Below are 20,801 nucleotides of genomic sequence, written 5' to 3' on the forward strand. Positions count from 1 at the left end.
TCGGAGAGCCGCTTACTTGGAAGGTAATTCTGGCTCGTCGGAGCGTCCGCCGGGCCACCAGGAGGGCCGCTCCTGCTCCCACTCCTCCTGGACCAGATGGCGCAGGATCCGCCCCCGATAGCGCAGCATCTGCCACTCCGCCCCCAGCCGTCCGCGTACCCGATCCCAGCCGCCATCGTCGGCATGGGTGAAAGGGCCACCGCGGGCGATCACCCGCCGGTAGACGGCCAGGCAGCGCTCGGCGCAGAGCCGCTCGTCGTAGTCCGCGGCGGTGGCCAGGGCGCCGTGATGCAGCGGCTTGCGGCATTCCGGGTCGGCAAGCTCGGCCAATGCCGACGCCATCGCCTCGGCGTCGTCATCGGCCAGCAACCGGCCGTTCTCGCCGTCCGCTACCACCTCCACGACGCCAGGGGCGCGTACCGCCACTACCGGCAGGCCGGCGGCCATGGCCTCGGCCACGACCATGCCCTGGGTCTCGCTGTGGGAGGCGAAGGCGAAAACGTCCATGGCATGGTAGGCCTCGATCAGCGCCTGCCCCTGCAGACGACCGGTGAAGTGGATCCGTTCGGCCACCTCCCATTCCCGTGAGATCGCCGCCATGCCCTCGGCGGCGTCGCCGTCGCCGACCACCAGGAAATGCGCTTCAGGCCGCTCGGCAAGCGCCCGGCACACGCCCTCGGCCAGAAACACCAGGTTCTTCTCGCGGGCGAGCCTGCCCACATGGCCGATCACGTAGGCGTCATCCGGGACGCCCAGGCGTCGCCGGCACGCCACGCCGTCGCCTTCGGCGAAGCGCGCCGTGTCGACGCCGCTCGGCACCACGCGAATCTCGGGATTGCCGTCGCGCGCCAGCAGCAGGTCGCGAATGCTCTCGCTGGGTGCGATGACGGCATCGCACAGCCAGGTGTACTGGGTGGCCAGCGCCACGGCGAAGCGCTGCATGCGCGGCGAGTCCCCGGGCACGTAGTGGGTGTAGTGCTCGTAGAGGGTGTGATGGGTGAACACCAGCGGCAGGCCGTAGGTCTCGGCGGCCCGAGCCGCGGTATCGCCGAGCAGGAAGGGGTGATGGGCATGCACCAGGTCCGGCTCGAAGGCCTCGATGGCATCATAGAGCTGGCCGGGAATCGGCACCGGCAGCGAGAAGTCGCTGCCGTTGAAGTGCTGCACCGCGGCCACACGCACAACGTCGGCCTCGAAGTCCGGCTGGCCCTCGAGGCGCGGCGCCACAACGAGTACGTTGTGGCCGGCGGCCTGGAGCTGTCGCTTGAGCCGCTGAACCGACTCGCTGACGCCGCCGACGATGGGCAGATAGGTGTTGGTGAACATCAGCACATTCACGGGCGCGACTCTCCTTGCCTGGCTTGCGGGGGCACGTCCAACGTCGGCACGCGCCCCGGCATCTCCTGCTCAAGATAGGCGATGAAGGCACGAATCCGCAGCGGGACATGGCGGCGCCGATCATACACGGCATGGAAGTCGGCACGCACGCCCTGCCATTCCGGCAGCAGCTCGACCAACCGCCCCGTCCCCAGATCCTCATGGACGTCCCACCAGGAACGCAGGGCGATGCCGTGGCCGTCGCGGGCCAGGCGCCGGATCACCTCGCCGTCGTTGCTGGCCATGGGGCCGGTGACCTTGACCGCGCGCTCCTCGCTCGGCGCATCGCGTCGCCGAAAGCGCCACACCGCATAGTCGCTGGCGATCTCGCGCAGCACCAGGCAGGGATGACGAGCCAGATCGGCCGGCTCCTCCAGCGGCGGCATGTCGGCTACATAGTGCGGGGCCGCGCAGAGGATGCGCCGGTTGACCAGGAAGCGACGGGCCACCAGCCGCGAGTCCGGCGGCTCGCCGACCCGGATGCCGATATCGATGCCCTGGTCGGCCAGGCCAAGCGGGAAGTTGGTCAGTTCCAGGCTCGCCTCGAGGCGCGGATGCCGGGTGCGGAAGGCCGACAGCAACGGCGCCACGTGCCGACGCCCGAAGCCGAAAGTGGCGTTGATGCGCAGCGGCCCGGAGAGCTCGGCGCGATGGTCGCCCAGGCTCTCCTCCAGCTCCGTCAGGTCATCGAGGATAGCCCCGCCGCGGGCCAGATAGCGCTCGCCCTCGGCGGTCAGCGTCAGCCGCCGGGTGGTGCGCGCCGCCAGCGAGACGCCGAGGCGCGCCTCGAGGCGCTGCAGGCGCTTGCTCACTGCCGACAGCGACAGCCCGAGCTCCCGGGCGGTAGCGGTCAGGCTGCCGGCCTGGGCCAGGCGCTGGAAGAAGGCCAGATCGTCGAGGGGCGTCACCGCACTCTCCACTCGTATTCAACAATTCCTTGAATATTACCCCGATTATCTCGTCGATGTGCAGGCGTAGACTGGATGCCACATTCCGTACCAAGAGGATTCCCCATGACCCAGCGCATCGCCGTGCTCGCCGGTGACGGCATCGGCATCGAAGTCATGCCCGAGGGCCTGCGCGTCCTCGAGGCCGCCGCCCACCGCTTCGGCCTCGACCTGGCCTTCGAGCACTTCGACTTCGCCAGCTGCGACTACTACCTCGAGCATGGCCAGATGCTGCCCGACGACTGGCACCAGACCCTGGTTGCCTTCGACGCCCTCTACTACGGCGCCATCGGCTGGCCGGAGAAGGTCCCGGACCATATCTCGCTGTGGGGCTCGCTGCTCAAGTTCCGCCGCGAGTTCGACCAGTACGTCAACCTGCGACCCTGCCGGCTGTTGCCCGGCATCGAGAGTCCGCTGGCCGGCCGCAAGCCGGGCGACATCGATTTCTACGTGGTGCGCGAGAACACCGAGGGCGAGTACTCCAGCGTCGGCGGCACCATGTTCGAGGGCACCGAGCGCGAGGTGGTGATCCAGGAGACGGTGATGACCCGCACCGGGGTCGACCGGGTGCTGAAGTACGCCTTCGACCTGGCCCAGAGCCGCCCTCGGCAGAAGCTGACCTCGGCGACCAAGTCCAACGGCATCGCCATCACCATGCCCTGGTGGGACAAGCGCGTGGCGGCCATGAGCGAGCGCTACCCGCAGGTCGAGGTCGACAAGTTCCATATCGATATCCTGACCGCCAACTTCGTGCTCCACCCGGACTGGTTCGACGTGGTGGTGGCCAGCAACCTGTTCGGCGACATCCTCTCAGACCTGGGCCCGGCCTGCACCGGCACCATCGGCGTGGCGCCCTCGGCCAACATCAACCCCGAGGGCACTTTCCCGAGCCTGTTCGAGCCGGTTCACGGCAGCGCCCCGGACATCGCCGGGCGCGGCATCGCCAATCCCATCGGCCAGATCTGGTCCGGTGCCATGATGCTCGAGCACCTGGGGCACCCCGAAGCGGGCGCGGCAATCCTGGCCGCCATCGAATCGGTGCTCGCCGAAGGCGATGCCGAGACGCTCACGCCGGATCTCAAGGGCCGCGGCACCACCGAGCGCCTGGGCCGCGCCATCGCCGAACGCATCGCCTCCCGGACCTGAAACAGAAGGCACGAACGACGATGTCCCGCGCCAGGCGGGGCATCAACGCGCATGACGCGGCTGCCGGCTAGCCGGCCAGCTTCGCCGCGATGCCGGCCACGTGCTCGCCCTGGAAGCGCGCCAGCTCGAGCTCCGTATCGCTGGGCTGGCGCGAGCCGTCGCCGCCGGCGATGGTCGCGGCACCGTAGGGCGAACCGCCCTTGACCTCGGAGATGTCGAACTGGGCCTCGAGGCCGTAGCCGATTGGCACGATGACCATGCCGTGGTGGGCCAGGGTCGTCCAGGCGGTGAGGATGGTCGACTCGTTGCCGCCGCCGGTACCGGTGGAGGTGAAGACGCTGGCCACCTTGCCGCGCAGCGCGCCCTTGGCCCACAGGCCACCGGTCTGGTCGAGGAAGGTGCGCATCTGGCCCGACATGTTGCCGAAGCGGGTCGGCGTGCCGAAGATCACCGCGTCGTAGTCGGCCAGCTCCTGAGGGCTCGCCTCCGGGGTATCGAAGGTCTGACCGCCCGCCTTGGTGAAGGCCGCCGCGTCCATGGTCTCGGGCACGCGCTTGACGTCGACCTCGACGCCGGCCACCCGGCCGGCGCCTTCGGCAACGGCTCGGGCCAGGGTGTCGATATGGCCGTACATGGAGTGATAGAGCACCAGTACCTTGGTCATGAATCCCGCCTCCTGTCGATGGATGACGAGATTCAGTCTAGCCGCCGTCGCCCCGGGCAAAGGCGAAGCCTTTCGACGCCGGCATGCGACCCCATCGAACGGTCAGGCACGTGCCCAGGCGCCGGCGATGATCCGCATCCGATCGTCCGACAGGTTATCGAGCAGATTGCGTCCCATGGCCGCGAAATCGTCGCCGAAGATCAGCGCCGGCCCTGGCAAGGCTGCCGACGCCGAGCGCTCCTTGCCCTTCCCCTTTCCTTCCACCTTTCCCTCCACCTGCCGACGCCGCCAGGCCAGCGCCGCAGCGCTGACGTCGTCCACCTCGCGGGCGACGAATCCTGCCTCGGCAAGCCCGGCCTCCAGGGTCTCCCGATGGATCAGGTGGCTATGCGCGACCTCCCGGGCCCAGGGCACCGGCCGCGAGAGCGGCGCCGGGTTGTCCCCGGCGACCACCTCATGGAGCAGCACGCGGCCCCCGGGCACCAGCAGGCGACGCCACTCGGCAAGCACCGTCGCCGGATCGGGCATGTTCATCAGGGCATGCTGGCACCAGACCACATCCACGCTCGCCGCCGGCAGCGGCAGCCGAGCGGCATCCGCACACAGGAAGCGGGCCCGATCCGCCAGACCGGTGGCCTGGCTCAACCACTCGGCCACCGCGACGAAGGCCGCGGTGATGTCCACGCCCAGCGCCTCGGCGCCAAACTCGTGGGCCAGCAGCCGGCTGGCACCGCCGGTGCCGCAGCCGACGTCCAGCACTCGCTGTCCGGCGGCGACGGCACCGCGCCGTGCCAGGTCGCGACTGGCCCGGCGCCCGCCCAGGTGCAGCTGGTCGATGCCGGCAACCTCGTCCGGAGAAAGCCGCTCCGGGTCCCGGCCAGCGGCCCGGAACGCCGCCCGAAGCCGGGCGGTCAGCGGCTCGCCGTCCTGCCGGGCGAGGGCATCGTAGTGGGCATCGAGCTGCGGCATGCTATCCCTCGCGGGGCTCTCCTTGAATATCCAGGCGTTCCAGCCTAGCGACTTTCCGGCCGCCCCCCTATCCTGCCATGGTCGCCCCGACACGGAGGTCACGATGCCACGCACCCTGCTTTCCCTGGCCCTGCTCGCCCTGGGCCTGTCCGCCTGTACCGGCATTCCCGAGGGCACCCGAGCCGTCGATGGCTTCGATGCCGAGCGCTACCTGGGCCGCTGGTACGAGATCGCGCGTCTCGATCATTCCTTCGAGGAGGGCTTGGACTGCGTGACTGCCGACTATGCCCGACGCGACGACGGCGGCATTCGAGTGATCAATCGCGGCGTCGACCTCGACGCCGGCGAGGTCGACGTCGCCGAGGGTCGGGCCTATCCACTCGACGATCCGCGCCTCGGTCGCCTCAAGGTCAGCTTCTTCGGTCCCTTCTATGCCGGCTACAACGTGCTGGTACTGGCCGACGACTATGAGTGGGCGCTAGTGTCAGGCCCGGACCGCGACTATCTGTGGATCCTCTCGCGCCACCCCGAACTCGCTCCGGACACCTACCGCGCGCTGGTCGACCGCGCCGCGGCGCTGGACTTCCCGGTCGACGAGCTGATCGAGGTGGCGCAGGGCGAAGCCTGCACGCCCTGGCGTCGCAACGGCTCGGCGGGGCCACTCGACGCGCCGAGCGAGCGTTGAGCAACCCCAGAGACATGAAAGAATGTACAACATACGTATGTCGTAGTTACACATACGCATTGTTCACGTCATCCTCATGCACGCACTCCCGAACAACAAACGTGCATTCACATGAGGTGACATATGACGATAGGACGCCGTCAATTCCTGGCCGGGACCGCCGCCCTGACCGCCGCGGCGAGCTCGCCCTCACTGTTCGCTCGCGCCGAGGCGCCCGCGCGTTATCCCAACGACTGCTGGCAAGTGCTCGACGAGCGCTTCGAGCGCTACATGCTGTTCAACTCGCCGCTGCAGCGGATCTGGAGCGGCGGACTCTGGCTCGAGGGGCCGGCCTGGAACGCCGTGGGTCGCTACGCGGTGTTCAGCGACATTCCCCGCGCCCGCCAGATGCGCTGGGACGAGGCCAGCAACACGGTCAGCGTGCTGCGTCACGAGGTCGGCCACTCCAATGGCAACGCCTTCGACGACCGCGGACGGCTGGTCGCCTGCGAGCACTCACCCGCCCGGGTGGTGCGCTACGAGTGGGACGGCAGCGTGAGCGTGCTGGCCGACGGCTGGCAGGGCAAGCGCCTCAACGCGCCCAACGACCTGGTCACCCTGCCCGGCGGCGGTATCATCTTCACCGACCCCGGCTACGGCGCCCACGTGGATTACGAGGGCCATCGGCGCGAGCTGGAAATCGAGCCGGCGGTCTATTACGTCGACGACACCCTCGACGAGCCGCTGCGCTTGACCACCGCGCCCTACAAGCCGAACGGCATCGCCCTGAGCCCCGACCGGCGCACGCTCTACGTGACCGACACCGCACCGTCCCACTATCCCGATCAGCCCCCCGCCATCTTCCGCTTCACGCTCTCGGGGGACGGCAAGCAGGTCTCGGAGGGTACTCGCCTGGTGGAAGGCCAGGGCGAAGGCTACGACGGCATGGCCGTGGACGAGGACGGCAACCTCTGGGTGGGCACCTCGGGCGGAGAGGGCAAGGATGGCGTCAGCATCTTCACCGCCGAGGGCGAGCGCCTCGGCCGCATCCTGCTACCCGAGGTGTGCGCCAACGTGTGCTTCACCGGCGAGGACCGCAATCGGCTGCTGATGACCGCCAGCCGCTCCATCTACACCCTTTACACCGGGGCCCGCGGCGCCTGATCGCAGAACGCCCCGCCCCGGCGCGCGATGGCGACGCGCCACCCCGCGACGCCCGGCCCCCATGGCCGGGCGCCGGCGTATCCTTCCGGCTTTTCACACACGCACCGGCCATTTTCATTAAATCGACAGGATCCCTTGAGCCGGCCTCGGGCAGGGCCGAAGGTAGGCCGCATCCTGAAAAAAGCCACAACACGAGGATCCCCATGCTGCCCCCGACCCGCCATCGCCGTTGCCGAGGTGAGCGCCATGCTCAGTGAATGGCTGGAAGCCAGTCTCGACGGCCGGTCTCCCGACGCGAAGGAAGGCGCTCTGGCCGGAGGACGCTACCGCATCGAGGGTGCCGGCCTGCTGGAACTCACGCCCGCGGCATCGTCGGCGACGGCACCGGCGCTGATTCTTTCGGCAGGGATCCACGGCAACGAGACCGCCCCCATCGAGCTGCTCGGGGAACTCCTGGCTCGCCTGGAGGCCGGCCTGCTGCGGCTGGCCACCCCGACGCTGGTGATCCTCGGTAACCTCGAGGCCATCCGCGCCGGTACCCGCTACGTCGACACCAATCTCAACCGGCTGTTTCGTCGCGGCCTCGACGCCGCTGGCATGGAGCCGGATCGTGCGCGAGCGCTGATGTCCGCGGTGGATGCCTTCTACGCGCACCATGCGGATCGCCCCCGGCTGCACTATGACCTGCACACCGCGATCCGCGACAGCCAGTACCCACGCTTCGCGGTCGATCCCTACGCCGAAACGGTCACCCCGGCGACGCAATGGCGCTGGCTGGCCGGCGCCGACATCCAGGCGGTCCTGCACCAACATGCCCACAGCTGGACCTTCTCCCACTATTCGAAGCACTATCACGACGCCGCGGCCTTCACCCTGGAGCTGGGCCGCGCCCTGCCCTTCGGCGATAACGATCTCGCGCCTCTGGCGCCCATGGCCCGGCTGCTCGAGGCACTGGTCGAGGACCGCCCGCCGGCCAGCCGATCCGCCGAGACCTTGGCCTTCTTCCGCGTCGAACACGAGCTCAGGCGCCACGCCGAGGACTTCAGGCTGTGCTTCCCCGACGACACGCCCAACTTCACCGAGTTCGCCCCCGGCACCCGCCTGGCCGAGGACGCCATCGACGGCCCCATCACGGTCGGCGAGCGCCCCCTGCGGGTGGTCTTCCCCAATGCCGCGGTGGAGATAGGCGCCCGCGCGGCCCTGCTGGTCAGCGCCGCGACACCGCCGGACGACGGCACCTGATCATCACGCAGGCCCGGTCGATAGGCTCAACAACAACAATCCCAACACCCCGGAAAGCATTCATGACACTCTTTTCACACCACTTAGACCAAGGTCGAATGACCGTCTGGACAAGGCGACCTGCCGAAGCTCGTCGAGGCTGGTAGAATCGCCCCCTTTTTCACGCCGGACCGTCACCATCGGTCTTCGGGGCTTCGCCCGACACGCCGCGCCACTCGCGCGCCGTGTCGGACGCAGCCCGGGTGAACCCTGCGAACTGGAGCCTTTTCCATGGCCGACACCCCGATCCCGCTGGAAGTGCGCAACATCAAGAAACGCTTCGGCGACACCGAAGTCCTCAAGGGACTCTCCCTGCAGGCCCACAAGGGTGACGTCATCACCCTGATCGGCGCCTCCGGCTCCGGGAAGAGCACCTTCCTGCGCTGCATGAACCTGCTGGAACAGCCCAACGAGGGCGAGCTGATCGTCCACGGCGAGCCGATTCGCTTCAAGGAGACCAAGCACGGCCGCGAGCCGGCCGACTGGAAGCAGGTCGTGGCCATGCGCGCCAAGCTGTCCATGGTCTTCCAGAGCTTCAACCTGTGGGCCCACATGACGCTGCTGGAAAACGTCATCGAGGCGCCGGTCCACGTGCTCGGCAAGTCGAAGCAGGAAGCCACCGCCCATGCCCGCCAGCTGCTCGAACGGGTCGGCCTGGGCGAGCGCGCCGACTACTACCCCGCCCAGCTGTCCGGCGGCCAGCAGCAGCGCGGCGCCATCGCCCGGGCGCTGGCCATGGACCCGGAGGTGATGCTGTTCGACGAGCCCACCTCGGCACTCGACCCGGAGCTGGTCGGCGACGTGCTCAAGGTGATGCGCGACCTGGCCGAGGAGGGGCGTACCATGATCGTGGTCACCCACGAGATGGCCTTCGCCCGCGACGTTTCCACCCAGGTCATCTACCTGCACCAGGGACAGGTCGAGGAAGCCGGGCCGCCCGAGCAGGTGCTGGGTAACCCGCGTTCCGAGCGACTCAAGCAGTTCCTGGCTCCCAAGCACTGAGGCGCCCGCACGAGGAGATCTCCATGATCGATCTGCACGGCTACGGCCCGCGCCTGTTCGAAGGCGCCCTGATCACCGTCGAACTGGCGGTGCTGTCGCTGCTCCTGGCCGTCGTGCTGGGGCTCGCCACCGCCACCGCCAAGATGTCGCGCCACTGGTGGCTGCATCGGCTCGGCACCCTCTATACCACCCTGATCCGCGGCGTGCCGGACCTGGTGCTGATGATGCTGCTGTTCTTCGGCGGTCAGATCGGCATCAACATGTTCACCGACTGGCTCTACTACCAGTTCGACGTGGACATCTTCATCAACGTCAACGAGTTCGTCGCCGGGGTGGGCACCATCGGCCTGATCTTCGGCGCCTACATGGGCGAGACCTTCCGCGGCGCCTTCCTGGCCGTGGACAGCGGCCAGATCGAGGCCGGGCGCGCCTACGGCATGAGCCACTGGCTGGTATTTCGTCGCATCCGCTTCCCGCAGATGATGCGCCACGCCCTGCCAGGTTTGTCCAACAACTGGATGGTGCTGCTCAAGACCACCGCCCTGGTGTCGGTGATCGGGCTGTCCGACATGGTTCGCGTCGCCGCAGAGGCCTCGAAGGCAACCCGCGAGCCCTTCACCTTCATGATCATCGTCGCGGTCATCTACCTGCTGATCGCCAGCGTCTCCGAGTGGGGCTTCGCGCGGCTGCAGAAACGCTATGACATCGGCTACGGGGAGGCAGACTGATGGACGCCCTGATGAACTGGCTCGAGGCCCAACTGGCCGACAACAGCATCTTCACCCTGCAGACGCTCTCCTACTACGGCGACGGCCTGGTCACCACCGTCCAGCTGGTGTTCATGTCGCTGATCATCGGCCTGGTGATGGCGATTCCCCTGGCCATCGGTCGCGGCTCCAAGAAGGCCTGGATCCGGCTGCCGATCTTCTTCTACTGCTACGTGTTCCGCGGCACGCCGCTGCTGGTGCAGCTCTACCTGATCTACTACGGGGTGGTGTTCATCGAGGGCATCCAGGACACCTGGCTGTGGGTGATCCTCGAGAAGCCTTTCGTGCCGGCGTTGATCGCCTTCACCCTCAACACCGGGGCCTACACCACCGAGATCTTCCGTGGCGCCATCAAGTCCACGCCAAGGGGCGAGATCGAGGCGGCCCGCGCCTACGGCATGTCCTGGGGCCTCATGCTGCGGCGCATCGTGCTGCCCAGCGCCTTCCGACGCGCGCTGCCGGCCTACGGCAACGAGGTGATCTTCATGCTCCATGCCAGCGCCATCGCCAGCGTGGTGACCATCATGGACCTCACCGGCGCGGCGCGCTTCGTCTATGCACGCTTCTACGCGCCCTTCGACGCCTTTCTGTTCGTGGCGGCGATCTACCTGTGCCTGACCTTCTCGATCATCTACTTCTTCCGCCACCTGGAGAAGCGGCTGCTCGCCCACCTCAAGCCGGCCAGCGGCTGAGGCCAGCGTCAAACAAGCGTTGGGAACCGACGTTCGTTCCCGATCTTTCGGCCCGTCCGACCTTCCGCTAAGGTGGGCGGGTCACCATCCCAGAGTCGCCGCCCACAAGGTGGACCATCAACAACAAGGGGAATCCCTCAATGAAGATTCAGAAGATCCTGAGCCTCGGCGTGCTGAGCGCCGCCATGATCGCCGGCGTCGCCAACGCCGAGGTGCGCGACATCCGCATCGGCGTCGACGTGCCCTACGAGCCGATGGAGTACCGCACGCCCGAGGGCGAGTTGACCGGCTTCGACATCGAGCTGGGCAACGCCCTGTGCGCCGAGATCGGCATCCAGTGCGAGTGGGTCGTCCAGGGCTGGGACGGCATCATTCCGGGGCTGCAGGCGCGCAAGTACGACGCCATCATGTCCTCGATGACCATCAACGAGCAGCGCCGTGAACAGGTGCTGTTCTCCGACCCCTACATCACGCCGCCCTCCGCCTGGTTCGCGCCGGCGGACAGCGAGATCACCACCCCCGACGCCGAGTCCCTGGAAGGCAAGTCCATCGGCGTTCAGCGCGGCACCCTGCAGGACAACTACGTCACCGACCTGTACGGCGACGTGGCCGACGTGAACCGCTACGCCACCGCCGACGACATGGTGCTGGACATGGACGCCGGCCGCCTCGACATCGTCTTCCTCGACTTCCCGATCGGCAAGTCCACCCTGCTCGACAGCGAGGCCGGCAACTACAAGACCGTCGGCGAGAAGATCAGCGAGCCGGTGAAATACTTCGGCGAAGGCTTCGGCATCGCCTTCCGCCAGCGCGATGAGGAGCTGGCACAGGCCTTCAACGAGGCCCTGGCAACCCTCAAGGACAACGGCACCTACGAGGAGATCGAAACCAAGTACTTTGGTGAATAAGGGCGTTGGTGAATAAGGCCTTCATCAACTCAGATGGAGGCATCTGAACTCCATCACATTGCGGCTTCTGTCTTCAGGGGCCGCAATGCTCAGCGCCAAAGACGCTGCATGGCACTTCACGAACGCTGCCCATGTCTTCGACAGGCCGCCTCATACTTCTCACCATGACAACAGATGCGCCATGCACCTCATGGAGACTGTGGCAAGTTTTTTCGAAAACGCCCTGGCGAGACGCCAAACAGTTGACTGAAGCAGCGCCGAAAGTGAGAAATATTAACAAAACCCGTCGCAACGGCAATATCGGCAAGCGTCTTGTTGGTATGTTGCAATAGCTGACGAGCTTGAGTAAGCCGCAATTCCAGATAGTAACGTGACGGTGACGTGTCGAGATGACTCCCGAACAGCCGCTCCAACTGACGTCTCGAGATACCCACACAGTCCGCCAACTCCTCTACCGATAGCGGCTCATCGATATTGTTTCGCATTAACTCCAGCGCGCTTTTCAGGGACTTTGGCAGCAAGTTGTTACGATCGATGCTAATGGCAGAAATATCAATCACATCCGATTTCTTGTCGCAGCTCAAGACTTCCTCTATCGCACTGATGCAAGCACCATCACAGTCACGACTGAGAATCGACAGCATCATATCCAAGGAGCTATTGGCTCCGGCACAGCTCACTCGATCACGATCCACCACATAACTCTGCTGGGAAATCTTCACCCCAGGGAATTCTTCCGACATCATGGCTCGCCCATCGGGATGGAATGCACATTCGTACCCCTCCAACAAGCCGGCTTCAGCGATGAAATAAGAGCCGTTCCATAGCCCACCCAGCACACAGCCCACATGATCCGCGGTTTTCAACTTGGCTCTCAATCGAGGAGGAGAACACATCTCAAGGCGATAACCACCGCAGAGAATCAGGTAGTCGAAAGTATCTTCTTCGAGATCTTCCAAAGAATAATCTACCGCAACCTCAATACCTAAATCGCTGACGACTTTTCCTCCGACATCCGCGGCACTCACGACGGAAAACTCATAGATAATATTCGATCTCACCAAGTTAGCAGTCACCAAGGCATCAAGCGCGCCCGTAAATGCCATCAGAGAAAAATTCTCGAACAAGATAAAAGCAAACCTTCTCTTTTCCACCCCAACTCCCTCGCCAACTTCTAGGTCGACGAAGGGCCTATTCTTGCTAGCCAAAGGGCTTGAAAAACCGAAACCATTATTCATGTTTTTACCGGCGATCATCATCTCTACCAGACTTGCTTGGAAGGCGACAGTGAGGACGCACGCACCAGCCCGGCACTATCGTCGAGTAAGAAAACAATCGACCTGCAATTATTTAACGCACCCGAGCTAAGGCATGCGACAACAACGATGGCAACCCGATAAACAGCAGAAAATAGAAGCACCCTCGACGACGACGCCGAGGGTGCTGCCTATAGCAGGTTGGGCAGCCAAAGAATCAGCTCGGGAAACACGGTAAAGATCCCTACGGCAGCCAGCAGAATCATCCAGTAGGGTAGCGAGGCCCTGGCAGCATCTGGCAGTGTCACCTCATTGCGAGTGATCGAGCAGAGTACGAACAGATTGAGCCCCACCGGCGGCGTGATCATCCCGATCTCCATCAGCAGCGTCACGATGACGCCGAACCAGACAGGGTCGAAGCCCAGGCTGGTCACCATCGGAAACGTGATGGGCAGGGTCATCAGCAGCAGGGAGATTCCGTCGAAGAAGCAGCCAAGCAGCAGGTAGACCAGGACGATCATCAGCAGGATACCGTAGCGATCCAACCCGATTCCGGCGATGGCATCAACGGCAGCCCTTGGCAGTCCGAGAAGGCTCACCGCCTGGGAGAGAATCACCGTGCCGATCAGAATCATGGCGATGGCCCCGAACATCATCGAGGCATGCTTGAAGGCCTCCCACAGCTTCTCGAGATCAAGATCTCCCCACGTCAATCCAAGGACGATGCTGGCCGCCACCCCTAGAGCCGCCGCCTCGGTGGGCGTGGCGATGCCCATGTAGATGGTGCCCAGCACGAAGAAGATCAGGATCGGCAGTGGCCAGACTTCCAGCAGGCCACGGCCCACGGCGCCCCAGTCCATGCTGTCCTCCCGCGGCGGAGAGACCGACGACCCAAGGCTCGAGCGCACCATGATCCAGGCGAAGAACGCCATCGCGATCAGCAGGCCGGGCAGCATGCCGGCCAGGAACAGCTTGCCGATCGACACGTTCTGGGTCGCTCCGTAGATCAACAGCGCCAGGCTGGGTGGGATCAACAGCCCGAGGGTGCCGCCCGCCGCCAGCGTGCCCACGACCATGCTCGGAGAGTAGCCGCGCCGGCTCAGCTCGGGATACCCCACTGAGCCGATCGCCGCCGCGGTCGAGGTGCTCGACCCGCTCACCGCGCCGAACAGCGTGCAGACCGCGATATTGGTGTGCAGCAGCTGCCCGGGGATCCGCCGGAACAACGGCGTCAGACCGTTGTAGACCCGGGTCGAGACGCCGCTGGCCAGCAGGATGTCGCCCAGGAAGATGAACAGCGGCACGGCGCTGAGGGTGAACTCGGTCAGCAGGTTCCACGCCGAGTTGATCGCCAGCGCCGAGGCCCCGCCGGCCTGGAAGTGCAGCAGAATGAAGCCGGTCAGCCCCAGGGCTGCCCCCAGTACGGCGCCACTGCCTAGAAAGACCAGCAGACCGGCGCTCAGAATCGCCCAACTCATGACAGGCCCTCCTCGGATGAAGCCGCATCGCGGCCAGACAGCCCTTGCAGCCCGTTTCTGACGATGATCAGGATGCACAGCAGCATCGACAGCGGCATCAGCGCCATCCAGGGCCACAGCAGCACCCCGCTGATCTCGGAACGAGAGCCGATCTGCAGCGAAAAGACCATGAAATCCCAGGCCTCGTAGGCGAAGATGCCAGCGAAGGCGACGAAGATCGCATTGGCAAAGATGTCGGCCGCCACGGCCAGCCGCGGGGAGAACGTGCGCACCAGCATATCGATGCGAATGTGCTGACTGGTATTCAGCACATGGGGAAGCGACAGGAACGAGAGAGACAGAAACAGCAGGCCGGAAAGCTCATCGGAAAACCCGATGGGGCTTCCGGCCAGATATCTCATCAGGGTGCTGACCAGCACCAGGCCGGTCATGAACACCCCTCCACACACACCTATCAGAAAAACCCCATATACCAGTCTGTCCAACCAGGTAGACAAGACTTTCATGAAATGCCTCTTCTGTCGGTGACGACTTACTGGGAATCGCTCTGTAGCTCACCGGTCACGGTGTCGTAGTAGCGAATGCCCTCGTCGCCGGCTTCGCTGGCCATTTCATGCCAGGCTTCCCAGGCGGCGTCCACGAAGGTCTGCACGTCCTCGTCCGAGAACGCCGGCAGCACGGTGATACCCATGGCTTCGCGCTCCTCGCGGGCCTCGGCCTCGCGCTCGGGATCCACCGCCTTGTCACGGGTCTCCTGCCAGATCTGTTCACCGGCCCGCGTCAGGATCTCCTGCTGCTGCTCATCCAGGCTGTTCCAGGTGCGATCGCTGACACCAAACATCCAGGGAGAAGCCGCCCAGGGATGCAGGTAGGCCTCGTAGTCGGTCACTTCCTGCAGGGAAACCGTCTTGGCCACGGTCGAGAGATAGTAGGCACAGTCCACGACCCCGGTCTGCAAGGCCAGGTACATGTCGTTCTGGGGAATCACCTGGGCCGAGATGCCAAGGCGGTCGAAAGTATCGACGAGATGGCCCGACCAGACCCGTACCTTCTTGTCGCGCAGCCCCTCGAGAGTATTGACCGGCTCCTTGCAGTGCAGGCCCACGTCGAATACCGGGGCGACGACGCCACCAACGGTATGGACGCCCCAGTCGGCATAGCCCTCGCGATACAGCTTGCGCAGAGTGGGCAGTATGTCGAGGTGCTGCTCCGCCTCGGTAATCGCGCCCTGGGCGTAGATGGAGGCCATTTCCGGGGCGTCACGGTTGTAGTACTCGCCGTACATCAGCGCCATGTCGACCATGCCGCGCTGCATGATGCGCAGCATGTCGACTTCCTTCAGGCCCAGCGACCCCGCATGGTAGACATCGACCTGCAACTGGCCGTCGGAATACTCGTCGACCAGCTCTGAGAAACGCTCCAGGTAGGCCGCCTCGGGGCGCGACTCGGCCAGACCGCTGTGAAACTTCAGTGTCCGAACGTCGGACCAGGCCTGAGTTGCGGCCCCCATCAGCGCCAGTGAGACGCTTGCCGCCAGCATTGTTTTTTTCACTTCAGGTTCCCTTGGTTGGAAAACTCTTTAAGAACCTCTCACAAAGCCAGGCTGACACTGGCACTGAATGCGAACAAAAGGGTGCCATATGCGACAAACTGTGCACTTTCATCTCTCGCCGGTGTCACATTCGTTTCGTCTTGCCGAATCACCCCCTCGCCTCCGGGCACGACATTCCTAGTCGGCCAAACGCCAACGGCCCCGACAGTGTCGGGGCCGTTGGCGTCATGGTCCGGCGTTGCCTCGAGTGACGTCGATCACACCCTTGGATGCACGCCGGGCACATGGTCGTCCCCGGTCTGGGCCAGGGCCGATGCGTCCTCTGCTGGCGGATGCGCCAAGGCATCGAGGATGCCGCACTCGGCGGCGGAACTCTGCCCCTGACAGCGCTCGCGCAGCGCCTGCAGCGCACGCTCCAGTGCCTGGAGCTGGGCAATGCGCGCCGCCACGTGCTCCAGGTGTGCGTCGATCAAGGCGTCGGCTTCGTGACAGGGCCGATCGGGATGATCATGGCAGTCCAGCAGGGCCCGGATCTCGCCCAGCGTCATGTCCAGCGCCCGGCAGTGACGAATGAAGGCCAGGCGCTCGACATGGGCCTCGCCGTAGAGGCGGTAGTTGGCCTCGCTGCGCGCCGGCTCGGGCAGCAGCCCTTCGCGTTCGTAGTAGCGGATGGTGACGACGCGGCAGTCGGTGAGCCGCGCCAGTTCGCCGATCTTCATGACAAGCTCCGGTGAAGACTTTCCCCTATAGTGACTATAGGCCAGGCGTCGGGCAAGCCGCTGGCGGTGCCGTCCCCGGACGGCGACACCCGATGCAGAGAATCGACAAGCGCCTATTTTTGCCGAACCGCTCTCTCGCTCGCCGGTCACCGAAAGGGTCACTCATACCGGGAGATCACGATGCCGCTCGCTGCCAATGCCGATGCCACCGTCACCCGCCCCTCCTCGGCCTGGACCGGCTGGGGCCAGTGGCTGGCGCTGGTCACCATGACCCTCGACCACCTGGCCCGCTACGCCATGCCCGACGCCTGGCACATGGGCTGGATCGACTCCTCGCTTGGCCGCGTCGCCTTCCCGCTGTTTGCCGCCATGGTCGCCTGGCACGGACTCTTCAACACCCGCGATCCGTTGCGCTATGCGCGGCGCGTGCTGGTGATCGGGCTGATCGCCCAGTTGCCCTACGCGCTGATGCCCCGCGACGTCGACGGGCTGATCCTCAATATCTGCTTCACCCTGTCGCTGGGCCTGATCGGCGGCGCCTGGCTGCAGGGACTCCCGGGGCGGCTGGCGAACGGCACCGCCCCCTGGCGTGCAGTCGCCGAGGGGCTCGGCGCGCTGGCGGTCTGGGCCCTGGCAGGCCAGGTCGTCGAATACGGCCACCTGGGCCTGCTGATGATTCCGTTCTACATGCTAGCCTTGCGCAGCCTTCACTCGTCCGGCAGCGGGCTGAACGAGCACCTCGCGAGCGTCGCCGCCGCACTGCCGGTGCTGGTCACCGCCGGCTTGATGAACAGCTCCGGGATGGCCAAGACCGTCACCGTCGCCACCTGCCTGGCGGTCCTGCTGCTGGCTGCCGGCGCCCACCGCCTCTCGCCCCGGGTGCCTGTGCAAATGCCTCGCCGCCTGTGGCTGGCCTGGTATCCCGCGCACTTCGCCGCCATCGCGCTATGGCTGGGGCTCACCGGCGGTCTTGCCGGTGCCTGATGTCGATCGGCTATATCCCCTGAGCGTTCCCGCCCGGCCCCGGGCGTTGCGCCGCGCCGGCGATCACCTCGAAGCCGCCGACCACTTCCAGCAGCTCGGCGGTGATCAGCGCCTGCCGGGCGCGGCGCAGTTCCTGGGTGAGGGTATCGAGGCGCTCGTCCAGGTTGCGCTGGGCGGCCTGCATGGCACTGCGCCGGCTGGCATGCTCGCTGGCCAGGGACTCCGCACAGGCGCGAAACAGCGAGACGAACAGCAGCTGCCCCACCAGCCGTCGCAGCAGGACCCCGGGGGCCATGCGAAAGCCGGGCAGGCGTCGCGACGGCCAGGCCGGCGCCTCGGTACGCGAGTAACGGTGCAGGTCTACCGGCAGCAGGGAAAGGGTCACCGCTCCGGCAAGCTCGGCGCCGCTGCGGCGATGATGAAATAACACAATCCGCTGGACGCCCTGCTGTTCCCAGGCATCGACGCGCTCGAGCAGCGCCTGCACCGTGCGGGTAATACGCGCCGCCGAGCCTGGCATCTCCAGGCAGGCTTCGCAGACCTGCCCCCGGTCGGCGAGTCCGTCGGCCGCCCGCGCCCCCACCGCCAGCCACCGGCAGCGTGAGGGCGTTTCCAGTTGCGACAGCGCATGGTCGACGATCGCCTCATTGAAACGCCCGCACAGGCCGTGGTCGGAGCCGAACACGATGGCCCCCACAGGCATCGTCGGCGGCGGTATCGCCACCGCTGGCACCGCCACGTCACGCAGCACGGCCTGCAGCCCCAGCTCGACGGTGGTGGCATAGCCGGCCAACGCCTCCGCGGCCTGCTCGTACTGGCGGATGCTCGCCGACGACAGCGACTTCATGGTCCTGACGATGGTATGCAGCTCGCGCAGCGTGCCCAATTGTCCCTGCAGCGTTTCGAGCGCTTCCATGTCGTCACTCCCCCGGCGTCGCAGCGAATCCGGCCAGTGCCTCGCCGGCGACCGCCAGCAGTTGCTCCCACTGGGCCGCCTCCAGCGCCTGGCCGGTGTCCAGGCGCCGGCAGGCCTCGTCCAGCCGCTCGAGCACTCGCTGTCGAACGGCCGCCTCGCCCTCGGCGATCCTCGCCAGCGGCAGGGCATCGAACAGCCCGGCGTTGACCGCCTTGAGCACCGCCAGCTGCTCGGCGACGGACGCCGGGCGGTGTTCCGGCTGCCGGAGAACCTCTCGCACGCGCCGCCCGTGCTCGATCGCCCGTCGCGTGGGGTCGTCCAGGCGGGTGGCGAAGCGCGAGAATGTTTCCAGCTCCTCGAACTGGGCATGGGCGAGGCGCAGGTCGCCGGACACCTCGCGAAAGGCCGGATACTGGGCCGCACCGCCGACCCGCGACACCGAACGCCCCACGTCGATGGCCGGCAGTTGGCCCTTGTGGAACAGGGTCGGCGACAGGTAGACCTGGCCGTCGGTGATCGAGATCAGGTTGGTGGGAATATAGGCCGACATGTCCTGCCCCTGGGTCTCGATGATCGGCAGCGTGGTCAGCGAGCCGCCGCCCTGCGACGCCGCCAGGTGCGTCGAACGCTCCAGCAGCCGCGAATGGATGTAGAAGATATCGCCGGGGAAGGCCTCGCGCCCGGGCGGCCGCCTGGCCAGCAGCGACAGCTCGCGATAGGCCCGCGCATGCCGGGTCAGGTCGTCGATCACCAGCAGCACGTCGCGCCCCCGTGCCATGAAATACTCCGCCATGCTCATGGCGGCATAGGGAGTGATGAAGCGCAGCCCCGCGGTGTCGGCGTCCGACGCCACCACCACCAGGGTGTGGGTGAGCGCTCCGGAGGTGCGCAGGGTGTCCACCACCCGCGACACCGCGGTGCCGCGCTGGCCGACCGCACAGTAGATACACAGCACGCCGCTGTCGCGCTGGTTGAGGATGGCGTCCACGGCCACCGAGGTCTTGCCGGTCAGTCGGTCACCGACGATCAGTTCACGCTGGCCGCGGCCGATGGGGATGAGGGCATCGATGACCTTGATGCCGGTCTGCAGCGGCGCCTCGACCGGCGCCCGGTCCAGCACGCCCGGGGCCGGCCGCTCCACCGGCCAGCGCTCGAGCTCGCCGAGCGGCTCGCCGCCGTCGAGCTCCCGGCCGGTGGCGTCGATCACCCGGCCGAGCAGCGCCTCGCCCACCGGGGTATCGGCCTCGCGGCCGGTGGCGCGGACCCGGCTCCCGGCGGCGAGACTCGGTGGATCATCCAGCAGCATGACCTCGACCGCCTCCGGCGCCAGGTCGAAGACGATACCCGCAGTGCCATCGGCGAAGGTCACCAGTTCCTCGGCGGTAACGCTCGGCAGCCCCTCGACGCGAGCGATCCCGCCGCCGATCTCGACCACACGCCCCACTTCCTGCAGGCGCAGTCCGAGCCGCGTGTGCGCCGCCGCCGCCGACAACCGCTCGAGGGTATGCGTCAACCGCGCCTCCAGCCGCCTCTCCGCCATCGTGCTATCCGGCTTCCTGCTCGACGGCCACCACCCGCGTGTCCTGTCCGAGCCGCTCGTGCAGCGTCTCCAGGTAGTCCGCCAGGCTCCAGCCCAGTCGGTGTCCCCCGCGGACCAGCTCGATGCCGCAGATCAGCTCCGCCGAACGGATCAGACGCACCTCCGCCGTCGCGTCGATCCGACCACGGACCGCATCAACGAGGCGTGCCTCGATCTCCGGTGACGGCGCGAAGGAGGTGGCCACGCTGATCGCGCCCCGCGCCCCGCCCAGCGACCGCCGGGCGTTATCGTCCAGGGCCTCGAGACGGGCGATGAAGACCTCGACGGCCCGGGTCTCGAGATCCGCCCCGGCGAGTTCCTGCAACGCCTGGCGCAGGACGCTCTCGACGCTCGCCAGGGCGCGCTGGCCGACGCGGTCGAGCAGTCCCTCACGCTCCTCGTCCCACTGGCGCTGCCAGTCGGCCCGGCGGGCCGCCACCTCGTCGCGGGCCGCCTCGAGCCACTGGTGGCGGCGATGCTCCGCTTCCTTCTCCGCCGCGTCGAACAGCGCCTCACGACGGCTCGCCAGCTCGGCCTCCCGCTGACGATAGCCCTGGAGGCTGGCCGCGGCCTCGGCCTCTCGCTGGCCGGCCTGCTCGAGGCGCTCGCGGATGCCCGTCTCGCGCCGCTCCATGGCACGCAGCACCGGCCGGTAGAGGAAACGCTTGAGCAACCACACCAGGATCAGGAAATTGACCACCTGCGCCGAGACCGTCAGCCAGTCGATCGCCATGGC

Annotated in this window: 21 protein-coding genes; 9 read left to right on the forward strand and 12 right to left on the reverse strand. The window is 66.4% G+C overall.

From position 1 onward, the window contains the following. Positions 1-12: 12 nt before the first annotated feature. Positions 13-1,338, reverse strand: a complete 1,326-nt coding sequence (locus tag FHR96_RS00275) for a glycosyltransferase (RefSeq protein WP_183385646.1) — start codon at positions 1,336-1,338, stop codon at positions 13-15. Beyond that, positions 1,335-2,285 (reverse strand): LysR substrate-binding domain-containing protein, encoded by a 951-nt coding sequence (locus FHR96_RS00280; protein ID WP_183385647.1) that lies wholly within the window; start codon positions 2,283-2,285, stop codon positions 1,335-1,337. Before FHR96_RS00280 ends, FHR96_RS00275 begins: the two co-directional genes overlap by 4 nt. 105 nt (positions 2,286-2,390) lie before the next feature. Between FHR96_RS00280 and FHR96_RS00285 the strand changes: the two genes are divergently transcribed. Next, a complete protein-coding gene (locus FHR96_RS00285) occupies positions 2,391-3,470 on the forward strand; it encodes a tartrate dehydrogenase (RefSeq protein WP_183385648.1) in 1,080 nt (359 codons plus the stop codon). Positions 3,471-3,537: 67 nt separating this feature from the next. On the opposite strand, the gene wrbA is transcribed toward FHR96_RS00285, so the two are convergent. After that, positions 3,538-4,134: an NAD(P)H:quinone oxidoreductase gene (gene wrbA / locus FHR96_RS00290; RefSeq protein WP_183385649.1), complete on the reverse strand. Its 597-nt coding sequence runs from the start codon at positions 4,132-4,134 to the stop codon at positions 3,538-3,540. A 102-nt stretch (positions 4,135-4,236) separates the two neighbouring features. Further along, entirely contained in the window at positions 4,237-5,103 is an 867-nt protein-coding gene (locus FHR96_RS00295) for a class I SAM-dependent methyltransferase (RefSeq protein ID WP_183385650.1), read from the reverse strand. Positions 5,104-5,206: 103 nt separating this feature from the next. Between FHR96_RS00295 and FHR96_RS00300 the strand changes: the two genes are divergently transcribed. From FHR96_RS00300 to FHR96_RS00330, 7 genes are all read left to right on the forward strand, one after another. Further along, complete coding sequence (locus tag FHR96_RS00300) at positions 5,207-5,788, forward strand: lipocalin family protein (RefSeq protein WP_183385651.1); 582 nt, start codon at positions 5,207-5,209, stop codon at positions 5,786-5,788. 123 nt (positions 5,789-5,911) lie between these two features. Further along, on the forward strand, positions 5,912-6,931 hold the full coding sequence (locus FHR96_RS00305) for an SMP-30/gluconolactonase/LRE family protein (RefSeq protein ID WP_183385652.1): 1,020 nt from the start codon (positions 5,912-5,914) through the stop codon (positions 6,929-6,931). Positions 6,932-7,177: 246 nt separating this feature from the next. Next, a complete protein-coding gene (locus tag FHR96_RS00310) occupies positions 7,178-8,173 on the forward strand; it encodes a succinylglutamate desuccinylase (RefSeq protein WP_183385653.1) in 996 nt (331 codons plus the stop codon). 270 nt (positions 8,174-8,443) lie between these two features. Continuing rightward, a complete protein-coding gene (locus tag FHR96_RS00315) occupies positions 8,444-9,214 on the forward strand; it encodes an ABC transporter ATP-binding protein (protein WP_183385654.1) in 771 nt (256 codons plus the stop codon). A gap of 23 nt (positions 9,215-9,237) precedes the next feature. Further along, positions 9,238-9,942: an ABC transporter permease gene (locus FHR96_RS00320; protein WP_183385655.1), complete on the forward strand. Its 705-nt coding sequence runs from the start codon at positions 9,238-9,240 to the stop codon at positions 9,940-9,942. Further along, positions 9,942-10,673: an ABC transporter permease gene (locus FHR96_RS00325; protein WP_183385656.1), complete on the forward strand. Its 732-nt coding sequence runs from the start codon at positions 9,942-9,944 to the stop codon at positions 10,671-10,673. Before FHR96_RS00320 ends, FHR96_RS00325 begins: the two co-directional genes overlap by 1 nt. 140 nt (positions 10,674-10,813) lie before the next feature. After that, positions 10,814-11,581: a transporter substrate-binding domain-containing protein gene (locus FHR96_RS00330; RefSeq protein WP_221195639.1), complete on the forward strand. Its 768-nt coding sequence runs from the start codon at positions 10,814-10,816 to the stop codon at positions 11,579-11,581. A gap of 188 nt (positions 11,582-11,769) precedes the next feature. Here the strand turns inward: FHR96_RS00330 and FHR96_RS00335 are convergent, their stop codons facing one another. From FHR96_RS00335 to cadR, 5 genes are all read right to left on the reverse strand, one after another. After that, the gene (locus FHR96_RS00335; RefSeq protein WP_246392685.1) at positions 11,770-12,840 is read right to left on the reverse strand and encodes a GlxA family transcriptional regulator; all 1,071 of its coding nucleotides are present in this window, start codon (positions 12,838-12,840) and stop codon (positions 11,770-11,772) included. Positions 12,841-13,028: 188 nt separating this feature from the next. Continuing rightward, complete coding sequence (locus FHR96_RS00340; protein ID WP_183385657.1) at positions 13,029-14,315, reverse strand: TRAP transporter large permease; 1,287 nt, start codon at positions 14,313-14,315, stop codon at positions 13,029-13,031. Beyond that, positions 14,312-14,746 (reverse strand): TRAP transporter small permease, encoded by a 435-nt coding sequence (locus FHR96_RS00345; protein ID WP_246392686.1) that lies wholly within the window; start codon positions 14,744-14,746, stop codon positions 14,312-14,314. The genes FHR96_RS00340 and FHR96_RS00345 overlap by 4 nt, the downstream gene beginning before the upstream one ends. A 101-nt stretch (positions 14,747-14,847) precedes the next feature. Beyond that, on the reverse strand, positions 14,848-15,867 hold the full coding sequence (locus FHR96_RS00350; protein WP_343066301.1) for a TRAP transporter substrate-binding protein: 1,020 nt from the start codon (positions 15,865-15,867) through the stop codon (positions 14,848-14,850). A gap of 257 nt (positions 15,868-16,124) precedes the next feature. Beyond that, positions 16,125-16,586: a Cd(II)/Pb(II)-responsive transcriptional regulator gene (cadR, locus tag FHR96_RS00355; protein WP_183385659.1), complete on the reverse strand. Its 462-nt coding sequence runs from the start codon at positions 16,584-16,586 to the stop codon at positions 16,125-16,127. Between the two features lie 180 nt (positions 16,587-16,766). Here cadR and FHR96_RS00360 point away from each other — a divergent pair, with 180 nt between their 5' ends. Then, positions 16,767-17,570 carry a TraX family protein gene (locus tag FHR96_RS00360; RefSeq protein ID WP_183385660.1) on the forward strand — a complete coding sequence of 268 codons (804 nt, stop codon included), beginning with the start codon at positions 16,767-16,769 and terminating at the stop codon, positions 17,568-17,570. Between the two features lie 10 nt (positions 17,571-17,580). Here FHR96_RS00360 and FHR96_RS00365 read toward each other — a convergent pair whose 3' ends face one another. The 3 genes from FHR96_RS00365 to FHR96_RS00375 are packed head-to-tail and all read right to left on the reverse strand — an operon-like array spanning position 17,581 to position 20,798. Next, on the reverse strand, positions 17,581-18,486 hold the full coding sequence (locus FHR96_RS00365; protein WP_183385661.1) for a F0F1 ATP synthase subunit gamma: 906 nt from the start codon (positions 18,484-18,486) through the stop codon (positions 17,581-17,583). Positions 18,487-18,490: 4 nt separating this feature from the next. Then, positions 18,491-20,026, reverse strand: a complete 1,536-nt coding sequence (locus FHR96_RS00370) for a F0F1 ATP synthase subunit alpha (RefSeq protein WP_183385662.1) — start codon at positions 20,024-20,026, stop codon at positions 18,491-18,493. Positions 20,027-20,030: 4 nt separating this feature from the next. Then, positions 20,031-20,798: a F0F1 ATP synthase subunit B family protein gene (locus FHR96_RS00375; protein WP_183385663.1), complete on the reverse strand. Its 768-nt coding sequence runs from the start codon at positions 20,796-20,798 to the stop codon at positions 20,031-20,033. Between the last annotated feature and the right edge of the window lie 3 nt (positions 20,799-20,801).

The sequence above is a fragment of the Halomonas organivorans genome, from assembly GCF_014192055.1.
Taxonomy (GTDB): domain Bacteria; phylum Pseudomonadota; class Gammaproteobacteria; order Pseudomonadales; family Halomonadaceae; genus Halomonas; species Halomonas organivorans.

What these genes read in the sequence shown, in the direction of transcription:
- FHR96_RS00325 (WP_183385656.1), top strand. Translation starts at nt 9,942, where the DNA reads ATGGACGCCCTGATGAACTGGCTCGAGGCCCAACTGGCCGACAACAGC.
- FHR96_RS00300 (WP_183385651.1), top strand. Translation starts at nt 5,207, where the DNA reads ATGCCACGCACCCTGCTTTCCCTGGCCCTGCTCGCCCTGGGCCTGTCC.
- FHR96_RS00365 (WP_183385661.1), bottom strand. Translation starts at nt 18,486, where the DNA reads ATGGAAGCGCTCGAAACGCTGCAGGGACAATTGGGCACGCTGCGCGAG.
- FHR96_RS00375 (WP_183385663.1), bottom strand. Translation starts at nt 20,798, where the DNA reads ATGGCGATCGACTGGCTGACGGTCTCGGCGCAGGTGGTCAATTTCCTG.
- FHR96_RS00310 (WP_183385653.1), top strand. Translation starts at nt 7,178, where the DNA reads ATGCTCAGTGAATGGCTGGAAGCCAGTCTCGACGGCCGGTCTCCCGAC.
- FHR96_RS00360 (WP_183385660.1), top strand. Translation starts at nt 16,767, where the DNA reads ATGCCGCTCGCTGCCAATGCCGATGCCACCGTCACCCGCCCCTCCTCG.
- FHR96_RS00305 (WP_183385652.1), top strand. Translation starts at nt 5,912, where the DNA reads ATGACGATAGGACGCCGTCAATTCCTGGCCGGGACCGCCGCCCTGACC.
- FHR96_RS00370 (WP_183385662.1), bottom strand. Translation starts at nt 20,026, where the DNA reads ATGGCGGAGAGGCGGCTGGAGGCGCGGTTGACGCATACCCTCGAGCGG.
- FHR96_RS00330 (WP_221195639.1), top strand. Translation starts at nt 10,814, where the DNA reads ATGAAGATTCAGAAGATCCTGAGCCTCGGCGTGCTGAGCGCCGCCATG.
- cadR (WP_183385659.1), bottom strand. Translation starts at nt 16,586, where the DNA reads ATGAAGATCGGCGAACTGGCGCGGCTCACCGACTGCCGCGTCGTCACC.
- FHR96_RS00320 (WP_183385655.1), top strand. Translation starts at nt 9,238, where the DNA reads ATGATCGATCTGCACGGCTACGGCCCGCGCCTGTTCGAAGGCGCCCTG.
- wrbA (WP_183385649.1), bottom strand. Translation starts at nt 4,134, where the DNA reads ATGACCAAGGTACTGGTGCTCTATCACTCCATGTACGGCCATATCGAC.
- FHR96_RS00315 (WP_183385654.1), top strand. Translation starts at nt 8,444, where the DNA reads ATGGCCGACACCCCGATCCCGCTGGAAGTGCGCAACATCAAGAAACGC.
- FHR96_RS00285 (WP_183385648.1), top strand. Translation starts at nt 2,391, where the DNA reads ATGACCCAGCGCATCGCCGTGCTCGCCGGTGACGGCATCGGCATCGAA.
- FHR96_RS00340 (WP_183385657.1), bottom strand. Translation starts at nt 14,315, where the DNA reads ATGAGTTGGGCGATTCTGAGCGCCGGTCTGCTGGTCTTTCTAGGCAGT.
- FHR96_RS00345 (WP_246392686.1), bottom strand. Translation starts at nt 14,746, where the DNA reads ATGACCGGCCTGGTGCTGGTCAGCACCCTGATGAGATATCTGGCCGGA.
- FHR96_RS00335 (WP_246392685.1), bottom strand. Translation starts at nt 12,840, where the DNA reads ATGATGATCGCCGGTAAAAACATGAATAATGGTTTCGGTTTTTCAAGC.
- FHR96_RS00295 (WP_183385650.1), bottom strand. Translation starts at nt 5,103, where the DNA reads ATGCCGCAGCTCGATGCCCACTACGATGCCCTCGCCCGGCAGGACGGC.